Annotated in this window: 17 protein-coding genes; 13 read left to right on the top strand and 4 right to left on the bottom strand. The window is 55.4% G+C overall.

Annotated features, from left to right (window positions below; all coding sequences use genetic code 11):
- Positions 1–41 precede the first annotated feature (41 nt).
- Complete coding sequence (locus tag PGR10_RS20110) at positions 42–668, bottom strand: lysoplasmalogenase (RefSeq protein WP_015369312.1); 627 nt, start codon at positions 666–668, stop codon at positions 42–44.
- Positions 669–809: 141 nt separating this feature from the next.
- Here PGR10_RS20110 and PGR10_RS20105 point away from each other — a divergent pair, with 141 nt between their 5' ends.
- Positions 810–1,169, top strand: a complete 360-nt coding sequence (locus tag PGR10_RS20105) for a DUF2500 domain-containing protein (protein ID WP_020077761.1) — start codon at positions 810–812, stop codon at positions 1,167–1,169.
- Positions 1,170–1,184: 15 nt separating this feature from the next.
- On the opposite strand, the gene PGR10_RS20100 is transcribed toward PGR10_RS20105, so the two are convergent.
- Positions 1,185–1,463 carry a DUF1145 family protein gene (locus PGR10_RS20100; protein WP_430923996.1) on the bottom strand — a complete coding sequence of 93 codons (279 nt, stop codon included), beginning with the start codon at positions 1,461–1,463 and terminating at the stop codon, positions 1,185–1,187.
- Positions 1,453–2,049, bottom strand: coding sequence for a 16S rRNA (guanine(966)-N(2))-methyltransferase (gene rsmD / locus PGR10_RS20095; protein ID WP_032715233.1), 597 nt, complete (start codon positions 2,047–2,049; stop codon positions 1,453–1,455). Before rsmD ends, PGR10_RS20100 begins: the two co-directional genes overlap by 11 nt.
- Positions 2,050–2,242: 193 nt before the next feature.
- On the opposite strand from rsmD, the gene ftsY reads away from it, so the two are divergent.
- The 5 genes from ftsY (at position 2,243) to livJ (ending at position 7,993) form a co-directional block, all read left to right on the top strand.
- Complete coding sequence (gene ftsY / locus PGR10_RS20090; RefSeq protein ID WP_032715231.1) at positions 2,243–3,736, top strand: signal recognition particle-docking protein FtsY; 1,494 nt, start codon at positions 2,243–2,245, stop codon at positions 3,734–3,736.
- Between the two features lie 2 nt (positions 3,737–3,738).
- Entirely contained in the window at positions 3,739–4,407 is a 669-nt protein-coding gene (gene ftsE, locus PGR10_RS20085; RefSeq protein ID WP_015369317.1) for a cell division ATP-binding protein FtsE, read from the top strand.
- Complete coding sequence (ftsX, locus tag PGR10_RS20080) at positions 4,400–5,455, top strand: permease-like cell division protein FtsX (protein WP_015369318.1); 1,056 nt, start codon at positions 4,400–4,402, stop codon at positions 5,453–5,455. Before ftsE ends, ftsX begins: the two co-directional genes overlap by 8 nt.
- Positions 5,456–5,710: 255 nt before the next feature.
- Entirely contained in the window at positions 5,711–6,565 is an 855-nt protein-coding gene (rpoH, locus tag PGR10_RS20075) for an RNA polymerase sigma factor RpoH (protein ID WP_002920815.1), read from the top strand.
- Between the two features lie 324 nt (positions 6,566–6,889).
- On the top strand, positions 6,890–7,993 hold the full coding sequence (gene livJ, locus PGR10_RS20070; RefSeq protein WP_015369319.1) for a branched chain amino acid ABC transporter substrate-binding protein LivJ: 1,104 nt from the start codon (positions 6,890–6,892) through the stop codon (positions 7,991–7,993).
- Between the two features lie 154 nt (positions 7,994–8,147).
- On the opposite strand, the gene panM is transcribed toward livJ, so the two are convergent.
- Positions 8,148–8,531: an aspartate 1-decarboxylase autocleavage activator PanM gene (panM, locus tag PGR10_RS20065; RefSeq protein ID WP_430923995.1), complete on the bottom strand. Its 384-nt coding sequence runs from the start codon at positions 8,529–8,531 to the stop codon at positions 8,148–8,150.
- A 422-nt stretch (positions 8,532–8,953) separates the two neighbouring features.
- Here panM and livK point away from each other — a divergent pair, with 422 nt between their 5' ends.
- The 7 genes from livK to PGR10_RS20030 all read left to right on the top strand — a co-directional run bounded on the left by livK (position 8,954) and on the right by PGR10_RS20030 (position 14,562).
- Positions 8,954–10,063, top strand: coding sequence for a high-affinity branched-chain amino acid ABC transporter substrate-binding protein LivK (gene livK / locus PGR10_RS20060; protein ID WP_087859044.1), 1,110 nt, complete (start codon positions 8,954–8,956; stop codon positions 10,061–10,063).
- Positions 10,064–10,116: 53 nt separating this feature from the next.
- Complete coding sequence (gene livH, locus PGR10_RS20055) at positions 10,117–11,043, top strand: high-affinity branched-chain amino acid ABC transporter permease LivH (protein WP_015369323.1); 927 nt, start codon at positions 10,117–10,119, stop codon at positions 11,041–11,043.
- Positions 11,040–12,317: a branched chain amino acid ABC transporter permease LivM gene (gene livM / locus PGR10_RS20050; RefSeq protein WP_015369324.1), complete on the top strand. Its 1,278-nt coding sequence runs from the start codon at positions 11,040–11,042 to the stop codon at positions 12,315–12,317. The genes livH and livM overlap by 4 nt, the downstream gene beginning before the upstream one ends.
- Entirely contained in the window at positions 12,314–13,081 is a 768-nt protein-coding gene (gene livG, locus PGR10_RS20045) for a high-affinity branched-chain amino acid ABC transporter ATP-binding protein LivG (RefSeq protein WP_015369325.1), read from the top strand. Before livM ends, livG begins: the two co-directional genes overlap by 4 nt.
- Positions 13,082–13,098: 17 nt before the next feature.
- Entirely contained in the window at positions 13,099–13,812 is a 714-nt protein-coding gene (gene livF / locus PGR10_RS20040) for a high-affinity branched-chain amino acid ABC transporter ATP-binding protein LivF (RefSeq protein ID WP_086538103.1), read from the top strand.
- Positions 13,813–13,975: 163 nt separating this feature from the next.
- Complete coding sequence (locus PGR10_RS20035; RefSeq protein WP_004174006.1) at positions 13,976–14,197, top strand: type II toxin-antitoxin system Phd/YefM family antitoxin; 222 nt, start codon at positions 13,976–13,978, stop codon at positions 14,195–14,197.
- Positions 14,194–14,562, top strand: coding sequence for a type II toxin-antitoxin system death-on-curing family toxin (locus tag PGR10_RS20030; protein ID WP_213317315.1), 369 nt, complete (start codon positions 14,194–14,196; stop codon positions 14,560–14,562). Before PGR10_RS20035 ends, PGR10_RS20030 begins: the two co-directional genes overlap by 4 nt.
- Positions 14,563–14,821: the final 259 nt, after the last annotated feature.

Raw genomic sequence — 14,821 nt, 5'->3', positions numbered from 1 at the left:
CAGGATACACTCTGGAGTCGACTCCAGAGTCAAGCAGTAAATTACAGATACAGTGCGCGAACGATCAGGAAGTGCCCGGCAAAGTAGAAGGCTGCGGAAATGGCGTTATCGGCGCGGAAGCGACGGCGATAGTGGCTAATCAGCCAGACGGCGTTACCCAACAGCAGCGAAGCGGCGCCAAGGAAGCCGGAGAGCGCGGTATCGGTCGGCCGCACGAACCACAGTTCGCCCGCCAGCCACACCATCACCAGAGTCATACCGATAAAGGTCAGCACCGGCATGCGCATCTCTTCCAGCCGGGTCCAGATAATCGCCAGCAGCAGCGCGCCGAGCACCAGCAGTACCAGCGGCAGCGGCCAGAAGAACGAAAGCGTCATCTGGCTGGCGAACCAGATCGTATACAGCAGATGAGAGAGGAAGAATGCGCCAACCGCGTACATCACCCGCTGGCGCGGCAGCAGGGTTAACGCATCGCCGAGCAGCGAAGCGCACAGGCCCGCCAGCACCAGGTAGCTAATGGCGTTGAACATCGGCGCCTGCCAGGCTAACAGCAGCAACAGAAGCAGGGTGACCGGTTTAAAGACCCAGCGCTGCCAGGCCGGCCCACGATAGGACGCATCGACGTAAAGCCATGCGGAGAAACAGACAGCAATAAACGACCAAAGCATAGTAAGTCCCTGTATCTGTTATCATTAAATAAGCGATTACGCTTACGGTACCGGATCTCAGTGTAGTGGTTTGGGCCAGAAGATGACAACGTTATTCAATGCGCGTTATCCTTATTCCTGATAATTCTTATGGGTACGCAAATGAGTAAAGTTCCGCTATTTTTTGTGCTGGTGGTCGCGGTGATTGTGGTGGCGGCCTCGTTTCGCTACGTGCAGCAGCGCCGGGAGAAAATGGATAACGACGCCGCGCCGCTGCTGCAGAAGCGGGTGGTGGTCAGCAATAAGCGGGAAAAGGTGATTAACGATCGCCGCTCGCGCCAGCAGACGGTGACGCCAGCCGGCAGCGAGATGCGTTATGAAGCGAGCTTCCGCCCGGAAAATGGCGGCCTGGAAGTGGTGTTCCGCCTTGATGCCCCGCAATATCACGCGCTGAGCGTCGGCGACCGGGGAATGCTGAGCTATAAGGGCTCAAAATTCGTCGACTTTGTTGCCGATAACTGAGCCCTCGATTAACCGTTACTTCTTCTTCAGCGTGGCCTTCAGCTTTTTCTGCCAGGCCACCAGTTCAAATACGCCGAAGATGAAAATACGAATCTGCTCAAAACGGCTCAGCGGCGGCGCATCTTTCGCTTGCGTCGCTTTCAACAGCGTCAGCTGCAGGCCATGCATCAGAATCATAAAAATCAGCGCCACGTTAACGAAGATATTCAGCGGTTTTGGGAAAGGTTGAAACAGGTTCAACAGCAAAAACGCCCAAACGCATAGCATCAGCAGGCGGCCTAAATTAATCAGCATGGTTTTCTCCTTGTGCCTCGCGTTGATACAGGCGGTAGGCGACCTGTCCGGCGACTTTTTCGCGATACAGCTGCCAGTTTGCCGGAACCGGCGGTAGTCCGTTTTCTACTTCGCTCTCGACATAAATCAGCGCTTCATCAGCGAGCCAGTGGTTTTTTTCCAGCAGGCTGAGCGTTTCTTCCAGCAGCCCTTTGCGGAAGGGAGGATCGACGAAGACAATATGGTGCGGCGTACCCGGCTGGCTGAGAAACGCCAGCGTGTTGGTGTTGACCACCTTGCCGTTGTTGGCTTTCAGCGTCGCGAGATTTTTTTGTAGCTGCTGCGCGACGCCGCGCTCCATCTCCAGTAGCGTGGTGCTGGCGGCATAGCGTGACAGCGCTTCCAGCCCCAGCGCGCCGCTGCCGGCGAAGCAGTCAAGGCAGTGGGCGTCGACCATCGACGGCGCCAGCCAGTTAAATAGCGTTTCCCGAACCCGGTCGGTGGTCGGGCGCAGACCCGGGCTCTCCGGCACCGGTAATTTACGGCCCCGCCACTGTCCGCCGATAATGCGGATCTGGCCGCTGCCTGCGTGATTTGGTTTCTTCATCTCTTTGCTCAAGTCTCAACTTCCAGCCTGCTATTCTAACGATCGAAGACCATTGACGAAACCTTAATCCGGGGGCGGTGATGCGAGTTAAGTTAAGTGATAGACTATCCAACTAATTTCATCATTTTTTCAGCTTCTGAAGCGGTTGTGTCGAAGCTGCGCCATGAATAAACAGCGAGGAGTGTGGTCGCAAATGGCAAAAGAGAAAAAACGTGGCTTCTTTTCCTGGCTGGGCTTTGGGCAAAAAGAACAGGCTCAGGAAAGCGAAACAGAACAAAAAGTAGAAGAACAACAAGAGGTTGCGGAACAGGCTCCGGCGGCGGAAACGCCTGCGGAAGCCGTACCCGCGGCGGAAACGGTAAAAGAAGATCCGGAGGCCTTTGCCGCTGAGGTCGTAGAAGTCACCGAACAGGTTGTTGAAAGCGAACTGCCGCATCCGGTGGCGGAAGAGACCGCGGCGTCGGAAATCGTTGTTGAAGAAGCGCCGGTTGTTCCTGCGGTAGAAGAAAAAGTCGCTGAACCGCTGGTTGAAGAGGTGATAGCCGAGCCGGTTATCGCCGAAGCGGTCGCTGAACAGACGCCGGAAGAGGTTATCGTCGCGGAGCCTGAGGTCATCGAAGATGAGCTCCTCCCGCAAGAGCCCGAAGCCGAATTAAGCGATGAAGAGCTCGAAGCACAAGCTCTGGCGGCGCAAGGCGTAGAAGAGACGCCAGAAGAAGAAGCGGAAACTCAGGAAGCGGCGCCGCAGGAGCAGGAAAAACCGACCAAAGAAGGTTTCTTCGCCCGCTTAAAACGCAGCCTGGTGAAAACCAAACAGAATCTGGGTTCCGGATTTATCAGCCTGTTCCGCGGCAAAAAAATCGACGACGATCTGTTTGAAGAGCTGGAAGAACAGCTGCTGATTGCCGACGTTGGGGTGGAAACCACGCGTAAGATTATTACCAATCTTACCGAGGGGGCCAGCCGTAAGCAGCTGCGTGATGCCGAAGCGTTATACGGTCTGCTGAAAGAAGAGATGAGCGAGATCCTGACGAAAGTTGAGGAACCGCTGAATGTTGAAGGGAAAACTCCATTTGTTATTCTGATGGTCGGCGTTAACGGCGTGGGTAAAACCACCACCATCGGTAAGCTGGCGCGTCAGTTTGAGCAGCAGGGTAAATCCGTGATGCTGGCGGCGGGGGATACTTTCCGTGCGGCGGCGGTGGAACAGCTGCAGGTCTGGGGCCAGCGTAACGAGATCCCGGTGATTGCCCAGCATACCGGCGCTGATTCAGCCTCGGTTATTTTTGACGCCATTCAGGCGGCGAAAGCGCGCAATATTGATGTGCTGATTGCCGATACCGCGGGGCGTCTGCAGAATAAATCGCATCTGATGGAAGAACTGAAGAAGATTGTCCGCGTAATGAAGAAACTGGATGTCGACGCGCCGCATGAAGTCATGCTAACCATCGACGCCAGCACCGGGCAGAACGCGATTAGCCAGGCCAAACTGTTCCACGAAGCCGTGGGGCTGACCGGCATTACGTTGACTAAGCTTGACGGAACCGCGAAGGGCGGGGTTATCTTCTCAGTGGCTGACCAGTTCAGTATTCCGATTCGCTATATTGGCGTCGGCGAACGTATTGAAGATCTGCGTCCGTTTAATGCGGGCGACTTTATTGAGGCACTTTTTGCCCGAGAGGATTAAGAATGATTCGCTTTGAACAAGTCAGCAAAGCCTATCTCGGTGGGAGACAAGCGCTGCAGGGGGTGACGTTCCACCTGCAGCAGGGCGAGATGGCGTTCCTGACCGGCCATTCCGGCGCGGGGAAAAGTACCCTGCTGAAGCTTATCTGTGGTATCGAACGGCCGAGCGCCGGGAAAATTCTGTTCAGCGGCCATGATATCAGCCGCCTGAAGAGCCGCGAGGTGCCGTTCCTGCGCCGCCAAATCGGCATGATTTTCCAGGACCACCACCTGCTGATGGATCGCACCGTGTTCGATAATGTGGCGATCCCGCTGATTATCGCCGGCGCCAGCGGCGATGATATTCGCCGCCGCGTATCCGCAGCGCTGGATAAAGTCGGGCTGCTGGACAAAGCGAAAAATTTCCCCATCCAACTCTCCGGCGGTGAGCAACAGCGTGTGGGCATTGCCCGCGCGGTGGTCAACAAGCCGGCGGTGCTGCTGGCGGATGAACCGACCGGTAACCTCGATGAGGCGCTCTCGGAAGGGATTTTACGTCTGTTTGAAGAGTTTAACCGCGTAGGGGTGACGGTACTGATGGCGACGCACGACCTGGGGCTTATTTCCAGCCGTCCGTACCGTGTCCTGACGCTAAGCGACGGTCATATGCATGGAGGCCATCGGGGTGAATAAGCGCGACGCAGTGAACCAGATTCGCCAGTTCGGCAGCAAGTTCGATCGTCTCCGTAACGCCACCGGCGGCGGCAACGGCGGGCGCAATGCGCCAAAACGGCCAAAAGCGGCGCCGAACCCGGCATCGCGGAAGAGTAACGTCTTTAACGAGCAGGTGCGCTACGCCTGGCATGGCGCGTTACAGGATTTAAAAAGCACGCCGCTGGCGACCTTTCTCACCATTATGGTGATCGCTATTTCGCTGACGCTGCCGAGCGTCTGCTATATGGTCTACAAAAACGTCAACAGCGCGGCGTCGCAGTATTATCCGTCGCCGCAGATCACCGTCTATCTGGAAAAAACGCTGGATGACGATGCGGCGGCGCGGGTGGTTGGCCAACTGCAGGCGGAGCAGGGCGTTGAGAAAGTAAATTACCTGTCGCGCGATGAGGCGCTGGGCGAGTTCCGCAACTGGTCCGGGTTTGGCGGCGCGCTGGATATGCTGGAAGAGAACCCGTTGCCGGCGGTAGCGATTGTGGTGCCGAAGCTCGATTTCCAGAATACCGATTCGCTTAACACCCTGCGCGATCGCGTCTCCCGTATTCAGGGGGTAGACGAAGTGCGCATGGACGATAGCTGGTTTGCGCGCCTGGCGTCGCTGACCGGGCTGGTCGGCCGGGTGTCGGCGATGATCGGCGTGCTGATGATCGCCGCGGTGTTCCTGGTGATTGGCAACAGCGTGCGCCTGAGCATCTTCGCCCGTCGCGATACCATTAACGTCCAGAAGCTGATCGGTGCTACCGACGGTTTCATCCTGCGTCCGTTCCTCTATGGCGGCGCGCTGCTGGGCTTCGCCGGGGCGTTTTTGTCGCTGATTCTGTCGGAGATTCTGGTGATGCGCCTCTCCTCGGCGGTGACCGAAGTGGCGAAAGTGTTTGGTACTAAATTTGAACTCAGCGGCTTAGGCTTCGATGAATGCCTGCTGATGCTAATCGTCTGCTCGATGATTGGCTGGGTCGCGGCCTGGCTGGCGACGGTGCAACATTTACGTCACTTTACCCCCGACTAAAAATTTTCTGGTATAATCTTTCCCTGCACTGAATATCTCTCTGCAGGGAAAGAGTCCCTGTTCGCCTCTTCCCTAATCTTTCATCTCCATGTCACATTTTGTGCGTAATTTACTCACAACGTTGCATGGAACTTGTGGATAAAATCACTGTCTGATACTACTGTGGGTGATATTCTCGTTGCTCATAAATGCTGGCATGTTTGTTGCCTGATGGGGACAAGATCATGTCAGACACTATCGATTGAGAGGATTTGAATGACCAAAGAAATGCAAACTTTAGCTTTAGCCCCCGTTGGTAACCTGGAATCGTACATCCGGGCTGCTAACACTTGGCCGATGTTATCGGCTGATGAAGAGCGGGAGCTTGCTGAAAAGCTGCATTACCAGGGCGATCTGGAAGCAGCGAAAAAGCTGATTCTGTCTCACCTGCGCTTTGTTGTTCATATTGCTCGTAACTACTCGGGCTATGGCCTGCCGCAGGCGGACCTGATTCAGGAAGGTAACATCGGTCTGATGAAAGCCGTACGTCGTTTCAACCCGGAAGTGGGTGTGCGACTGGTTTCCTTCGCCGTGCACTGGATTAAAGCGGAAATCCACGAATACGTGCTGCGTAACTGGCGTATCGTTAAAGTCGCAACCACCAAAGCGCAGCGTAAGCTGTTCTTCAACCTGCGTAAAACCAAGCAGCGTCTGGGCTGGTTTAACCAGGACGAAGTGGAAATGGTTGCCCGCGAGCTGGGTGTGTCGAGCAAAGACGTGCGTGAGATGGAATCACGTATGGCAGCGCAGGACATGACCTTTGATATGTCGTCCGATGACGAATCCGATAGCCAGCCGATGGCGCCGGTGCTCTATCTGCAGGACAAAACGTCTAACTTTGCCGACGGCATCGAAGACGATAACTGGGAAGAGCAGGCTGCTAATAAACTGACTGACGCGATGCAAGGCCTGGACGAGCGTAGCCAGGACATCATCCGCGCTCGCTGGCTGGACGAGGACAACAAGTCCACGCTGCAGGAGCTGGCGGATCGTTATGGCGTCTCGGCTGAACGTGTTCGTCAGCTGGAAAAGAACGCGATGAAAAAACTACGCGCCGCTATCGAAGCCTAATCTTCGTCTTTTAACGCCGTAGTAAATTGAGCCTCTGCTGTTTCAGCGGGGGCTTTTTGTTTTATATCCCCGTCACACCCGTTTTCTCTCCCGGCGCGAATTGCCGCGACGTTTAGCTTCAGTCACATAACTTTTACATCTCCTGCAAATTGTTGTTTCAAATTCTGAAAAATGGGGTATGTTTTGGCATAGTGTGCTGCAAAAGCGCAGGCGGCAGACCCAAATACAGCCATACTATTCTTGGTATGGACTAATAATCAGAATAATGCGCTAACAAACAACATCACAACAAATGCAAAAACCATAATAATGGGGAGCCTCAGGATGAATATGAAGGGTAAAGCGTTACTGGCAGGATGTATTGCTTTAATTATGAGCGGTTCCGCGCTGGCGGAAGATATTAAAATTGCCGTCGTGGGAGCGATGTCCGGCCCGGTTGCCCAGTATGGCGACCAGGAATTTACCGGTGCGGAGCAGGCGGTAGCCGATATCAACGCTAAGGGCGGCATCAAAGGCAATAAATTGCAGATCGTAAAATATGACGATGCCTGCGACCCGAAACAAGCGGTAGCTGTTGCGAACAAAGTGGTGAATGACGGCATTAAATACGTTATCGGTCACCTGTGTTCATCATCCACCCAGCCGGCATCTGACATCTATGAAGACGAAGGCATCCTGATGATTACCCCGGCGGCAACCGCACCGGAGCTGACGGCGCGCGGCTATAAGCTGATTCTGCGCACCACCGGTCTCGACTCCGATCAGGGCCCGACGGCGGCGAAATATATTCTCGGCACGGTGAAGCCGCAGCGCATCGCTGTTGTTCATGACAAACAGCAATATGGCGAAGGGCTGGCGCGCTCAGTCCAGGAAAACCTGAAGAAAGGCGGCGCCAACGTGGTGTTCTTTGACGGTATCACCGCCGGTGAGAAAGATTTCTCTACCCTGGTGGCGCGTCTGAAGAAAGAAAATATCGACTTCGTCTACTACGGCGGTTATCACCCGGAAATGGGACAGATCCTGCGCCAGGCGCGCGCAGCCGGCCTGAAAACCCAGTTTATGGGCCCGGAAGGCGTGGCTAACGTTTCCCTGTCAAACATCGCCGGCGAGTCGGCAGAAGGCCTGCTGGTCACCAAACCGAAGAACTACGATCAGGTTCCGGCGAACAAACCGATTGTGGATGCCATCAAAGCGAAGAAGCAGGATCCGAGCGGCGCCTTCGTGTGGACCACCTATGCGGCGCTGCAGTCGCTGCAGGCGGGGTTAAATCAGTCTGAAGATCCGGCGGAAATCGCGAAATACCTGAAAGGGGCGAAGGTGGATACCGTCATGGGGCCGCTGTCGTGGGATGAGAAAGGCGACCTGAAAGGATTCGAGTTCGGCGTGTTTACCTGGCATGCTAACGGTACAGCGACCGACGCCAAATAATTTAACCTGCGCCTTTCACGCCGCAGATGCGTTGTCTGCGGCCCTTAAACCCGGTTGCGCTGCGCTTACCGGGGCTACAATTTCCAGGTAGCCCGGCTACGCGAAGCGCCGCCGGGTTCTTCCCTGGTCACGCTGCGTTTATTGGGGCTACGGCTTAATGCTTCTCCCAACCATTCTGCTGGGCGCTGAAACCGAGCGCCTGCATAAATGCCGCCATCACGCCGCGGTCTTCCACCCCGCTATCGGCAACGCGCCAGCTATTGATATTCGGGTTATCGCTTAACGCCTCTTCCACTAAATATTGCCCCACGCCGCGGCGGCGGGTGACTTCACGCACGCACAGGTCGCTGAGCTCGCCTTCGACGCCGCGCAGGGTAACGCGTACGGCGCCGAGCAGACGTTCGTTAAAGCGGGCGACGTAAATACGATGGTTATCGTCCAGCATCAGCGCCGCAGGATCCTGCGACGGCCAGATTTTGCCTAAATCAATGCGATCCTGATCGCTGAAGTGCTGTAAACGGATAATAGTGAGCTTCATACGCGGCAGTTCCAGTCAAAACAGATGCGACAGTGTACTCAAATTTCATGTTTGGCGGGGCGCTGTTTTGCACTCATTCATCAGGGGATTCGTTTTCCTGGTTGCACGGGGGTAGCGCAATACATCATGGATCGAAAAATAAGCAGAATTTTAACCTGATATGTAGCGTTTTATTCCGCCTTATATGCCGTTATTTTATGCTGTGAACTGGACTTTTTTTTGTTTATCTTCGCCTAAAACCAGAATATTATCTTTTCTTAATCACCTGAAAAATAGAGATTTTAATCAAAATTCAGGTAAAAAACCGCGCTAAACCATTAAACTTCATGGTAAAAATGGCGTTGTTTAATAAAAGCACAGAATGCTTTTTAACCATAAAAATACAAAACATTTACATCACATCACGAACGGGGTTCTGAAGCATGAAAAGGAACGCGAAAACGATCGTCGCGGGAGTCGTTGCATTAGCGATTTCCCACGCGGCGATGGCAAAGGATATTAAAGTCGCCGTCGTCGGCGCGATGTCTGGCCCGGTTGCCCAGTGGGGCGATATGGAATTCAACGGCGCGCGCCAGGCGATTAAAGACATTAACGCCAGCGGCGGCATTAAAGGCGACAAACTGATTGGCGTCGAATATGACGACGCCTGCGATCCGAAACAAGCGGTCGCGGTCGCTAACAAAATCGTCAATGACGGCATTCAGTACGTTATTGGCCACCTCTGTTCCTCCTCCACCCAGCCGGCTTCGGATATCTATGAAGATGAAGGCATCCTGATGATCTCCCCTGGTGCGACCAATCCGGAACTGACCCAGCGTGGCTACCAGTACATCATGCGTACCGCAGGTCTTGACTCTTCCCAGGGGCCGACCGCCGCGAAATATATCCTCGAACACGTGAAGCCGCAGCGTATTGCGATTATTCATGACAAGCAGCAGTACGGCGAAGGGCTGGCGCGTTCCGTGCAGGACAACCTGAAGAAAGCTGGCGCCAATATCGTCTTCTTTGATGGCATCACCGCCGGCGAGAAAGACTTCTCCGCGCTGCTGGCGCGCCTGAAGAAAGAGAATATCGACTTTGTCTACTACGGCGGCTACTACCCGGAAATGGGGCAGATGCTGCGCCAGGCGCGCTCCGTCGGCCTGAAAACGCAGTTTATGGGGCCGGAAGGCGTCGGTAACGCCTCGCTGTCCAACATCGCCGGCGCGGCGGCGGAAGGTATGCTGGTGACGATGCCAAAACGCTATGACCAGGATCCGGCCAACAGCGCTATTGTTGATGCGCTGAAAGCGGATAAAAAAGATCCGAGCGGCCCGTACGTCTGGATCACCTATGCCGCCGTTCAGTCGCTGGCGCAAGCGATGGACAGAACCGGCAGCCAGCAGCCGCTGGATTTAATTAAAGATTTGAAAGCTCACGGCGCGAAGACCGTGATTGGGCCGCTGAATTGGGATGAAAAAGGCGATCTGAAGGGATTTGAATTTGGTGTCTTCCAGTGGCACGCGGATGGTTCATCCACCGTCGCTAAGTAAGACGCGTTATCCCACCGCCCGCACCGCGCGGGCGGCATGAAAAAGGTTACCTTATGTCCGAGCAGTTTCTCTATTTTCTGCAGCAAATGTTTAACGGCGTCACGCTGGGCAGTACCTATGCGCTGATCGCCATCGGCTATACGATGGTTTACGGCATTATCGGCATGATTAACTTCGCCCACGGCGAGGTCTACATGATCGGCAGCTACGTCTCGTTCATGATTATCGCCGCCCTAATGATGCTGGGGATCGATACCGGCTGGCTGCTGGTCGCCGCAGGCTTTATCGGCGCTATCATTATTGCCAGCGCCTACGGTTGGAGTATCGAGCGTGTAGCCTATCGGCCTGTACGCAGCTCCAAGCGCCTGATTGCGCTTATTTCCGCCATCGGGATGTCGATATTCCTGCAGAATTTCGTCAGCTTGACCGAAGGCTCGCGCGATGTCGCGCTGCCGAGTCTCTTTAACGGCCAGTGGATTGTCGGCCACAGCGATAATTTCTCCGCCACTATCACCACCATGCAGCTGGTCATCTGGGTCGTTACCTTTATCGCCATGTTGGCGCTGACGTTGTTTATTCGCTATTCGCGAATGGGCCGCGCCTGTCGCGCCTGTGCGGAAGATCTGAAAATGGCGAGCCTGCTGGGCATCAATACCGACCGCGTTATTGCGCTGACCTTCGTCATTGGCGCGGCGATGGCGGCAGTCGCTGGCGTTCTGCTGGGGCAGTTCTACGGCGTTATTAACCCCTACATCGGCTTTATGGCCGGGATGAAGGCCTTTACCGCCGCCGTGCTCGGCGGTATCGGCAGTATCCCTGGCGCGATGATCGGTGGCCTGATTCTGGGTATCGCCGAGGCGCTCTCTTCTGCCTATCTCAGCACCGAATATAAGGACGTCGTCTCCTTCGCGCTGCTGATTCTGGTGCTGTTAGTGATGCCGACCGGCATTCTGGGCCGCCCGGAGGTAGAAAAAGTATGAAACCGATGCAAATTGCGATGGCGCTGCTTTCCGCCGCGATGTTCTTTGTTCTGGCGGGCGTCTTTATGGGCGTGCAGCTGGAACTGAATGGCACCAAACTGGTGGTCGATACCGCCGCCGATATTCGTTGGCAGTGGATCTTCATCGGCACAGCGGTGGTCTTTTTCTTTCAGCTGCTGCGCCCGCTGTTCCAGAAAGCGGTTAAGAACGTCTCCGGGCCGAAATTTATTATGCCGGCGATTGACGGGTCGACGGTCAAGCAGAAGCTGTTTCTGATAGCCCTGCTGGTGATTGCCGTGGCCTGGCCGTTTATGGTGTCGCGCGGTACGGTGGATATCGCCACCTTGACGATGATTTATATCATCCTTGGTCTCGGACTGAACGTGGTGGTTGGGCTTTCCGGCCTGCTGGTATTGGGCTACGGCGGGTTTTACGCCATCGGCGCCTATACCTTTGCGCTGCTTAATCACTATTACGGTCTCGGCTTCTGGACCTGCCTGCCGCTGGCCGGCCTGGTCTCCGCGGCGGCCGGCTTCCTGCTGGGCTTCCCGGTGCTGCGTCTGCGCGGCGACTACCTGGCGATTGTGACCTTAGGCTTTGGCGAGATCGTGCGCATTCTGCTGCTCAACAATACCGAGATCACCGGCGGGCCGAACGGTATCAGCCAGATCCCGAAACCGACCTTCTTTGGTCTTGAATTTAGCCGTACCGCCCGCGAAGGCGGCTGGGATACCTTCAGCAACTTCTTTGGCCTGAAGTACGATCCCAGCGACCGGGTGATTTTCCTCTACCTGGTGGCGTTGTTGCTGGTGGTGCTCAGCCTGTTCGTTATTAACCGTCTGCTGCGGATGCCGCTCGGGCGGGCGTGGGAAGCGCTGCGTGAAGATGAAATCGCCTGCCGTTCGCTGGGCCTGAGCCCGACGCGCATCAAGCTGACCGCCTTTACTATCAGCGCCGCGTTTGCCGGCTTCGCCGGCACGCTGTTCGCCGCGCGCCAGGGCTTCGTGAGCCCCGAATCCTTTACCTTCGCCGAGTCGGCCTTTGTACTGGCGATCGTCGTGCTGGGTGGGATGGGCTCACAGTTTGCAGTGATCCTGGCGGCTATTCTGCTGGTGGTATCGCGCGAGCTGATGCGTGATTTCAACGAATACAGCATGTTAATGCTCGGTGGGTTGATGGTGCTGATGATGATCTGGCGTCCGCAGGGGCTGCTGCCGATGACGCGCCCGCAGCTGAAGCTGAAAAACGGTCAGGCGAAAGGAGAGCAGGCATGAGTCAGCCAATATTATCCGTGAACGGCCTGATGATGCGTTTTGGCGGCCTGCTGGCGGTCAATAACGTCTCCCTTGAGCTACGTCCGCAGGAAATCGTTTCCTTAATTGGCCCAAACGGCGCGGGAAAAACCACCGTTTTTAACTGCCTGACCGGTTTCTATAAACCTACCGGCGGCACTATTATGCTGCGCGACCAGCACCTGGAAGGGCTGCCGGGCCAGCAGATTGCGCGGATGGGGGTGGTGCGAACCTTCCAGCACGTGCGTCTGTTCCGCGAAATGACGGTAATTGAAAATCTACTGGTGGCGCAGCATCAACAGCTGAAAACCGGCGTTTTCTCCGGCCTGCTGAAAACGCCGGCCTTCCGTCGCGCGCAGAGCGAAGCGCTGGATCGGGCCGCCACCTGGCTTGAGCGTATCGGCCTGCTGGAGCACGCTAACCGTCAGGCCAGCAATCTGGCTTACGGCGACCAGCGCCGGCTGGAGATTGCCCGCTGTATGGTGACGCAGCCGGAGATCCTGATGCTCGACGAACCGGCGGCGGGGCTTAACCCGAAAGAGACCAAAGAGCTGGATGAGCTTATCGCCGAGTTGCGTAGCCATCACAACACCACCATCCTGCTTATCGAACATGATATGAAGCTGGTGATGGGCATTTCCGATCGCATCTACGTCGTGAACCAGGGGACGCCGCTGGCCAACGGGACGCCGGAAGAGATTCGTAATAACCCGGACGTGATCCGCGCCTATTTAGGTGAAGCATAATGGTGGTGACGCATAAGATGGAAAAAGCGATGTTAACTTTTGACAATGTTAGCGCCCACTACGGCAAGATCCAGGCGCTGCACAACGTCAGCCTGCATATCAAACAGGGTGAGATCGTCACGCTTATCGGCGCCAACGGCGCAGGGAAAACTACCCTGCTCGGTACGCTGTGCGGCGATCCGCGGGCCTCCAGCGGGCGCATTGTCTTTGACGGTAAGGATATTACCGACTGGCAGACGGCGAAAATCATGCGTGAAGCGGTGGCGATCGTGCCGGAAGGGCGACGCGTCTTTTCGCGCATGACGGTGGAAGAGAACCTGGCGATGGGCGGTTTTTTTGCCGACCGCGACCAGTTTCATACCCGCATCAAATGGGTGTATGAGCTGTTCCCGCGTCTGCATGAACGCCGTATTCAGCGCGCCGGCACCATGTCCGGCGGCGAGCAGCAGATGCTGGCGATAGGTCGCGCTCTGATGAGCCAGCCGCGCCTGCTGCTGCTTGATGAGCCCTCATTGGGGCTGGCGCCGATTATCATTCAGCAGATTTTCGATACCATCGAACAGCTGCGTGAGCAGGGGATGACGATCTTCCTGGTTGAGCAGAACGCCAACCAAGCGCTGAAGCTCGCCGATCGCGGCTACGTACTGGAAAACGGTCACGTGGTGCTGGAGGATACCGGCGACGCGCTGTTGGCCAACGAGGCGGTGCGCAGCGCCTATCTCGGCGGTTAATACATTGTAACCCGGCGTCGTTCACTTCGCCGGTTTGTAGCCCGGGCGAGGCGCTTGCGCCGACCCCGGGAGCAGATCGCACAAATACATTTAAAAGAGCCTGTTGGCTCTTTTTTTGTACATGTATGTTGTACAATAAAAGAGTACAGCTTTGGAGGTTTTTATGAGAACGGTTAACTATAGCGAAGCCCGGCAAAATCTGGCCGATGTGCTGGAAAGCGCAGTGACAGGTGTACCTGTGACCATTACCCGTCGTGGGCATAAATCAGCAGTCATCATTAGCGCAGAAGAGTTTGAACGCTACCAGGCGGCCAGAATGGATGATGAGTTCGCGGCTATCATGGCGGTTCATGGTGATGAGATCAGGGAGCTTGCGGATAAATGACGCTGCAGATTATCTCAGCGGAAGAGATAATACAGTTTCACGACAGGCTACTCCGCGTCACGCCTGGCGTTGCCGGTATGCCCGATCCGGGGCGCGCCGAAGCGATAATGTATAGGGTACTAAATAAAATTGAATATGAAGGTGTGACAGACGTGTGGCGACTCGCTGCGATGCATCTGCTGGCGATTTCTCGCGGTCATCTATTTAATGATGGTAATAAGCGTACGGCACTGTTTATCACCCTGCTTTTTTTAAAGCGAAATGGAATTATATTGTCGGCGAATCCGGACTTCGTCGGCATGACCGTCGAGGCGGCAGCAGGGCAACTTACCCTGGAACAGATTGTCGCGCGCTTGCGCGGATGACAGTTAACTCGTTGCAACCCGGCGGCGCTTCGCTTGGCCGGGCTACCCAAGCCGTTGTAGTTGTAGCCCGGGCGAGGCGCTTGCGCCGACCCCGGGAGCCGATCGCACGAATATTATCCGTGTCTCAGCTCCCACTTTACTTCCCCCATCCTTTCATCGGCTTGTCATCTCTCTGACCCGTTACTATCTTTTTTTTGTAATAAAAAAGTTATTTTTCTGTAATTCGAACATGTCATGTTACCCCGCGAACATAAAACGC

Source organism: Klebsiella sp. 141198 (assembly GCF_050600785.1).
Classification (GTDB): Bacteria; Pseudomonadota; Gammaproteobacteria; order Enterobacterales; family Enterobacteriaceae; genus Klebsiella; species Klebsiella aerogenes.
The sequence above is the reverse complement of the archived record's forward strand: the minus strand, read 5'-3'. Positions and strand labels throughout refer to the sequence as shown.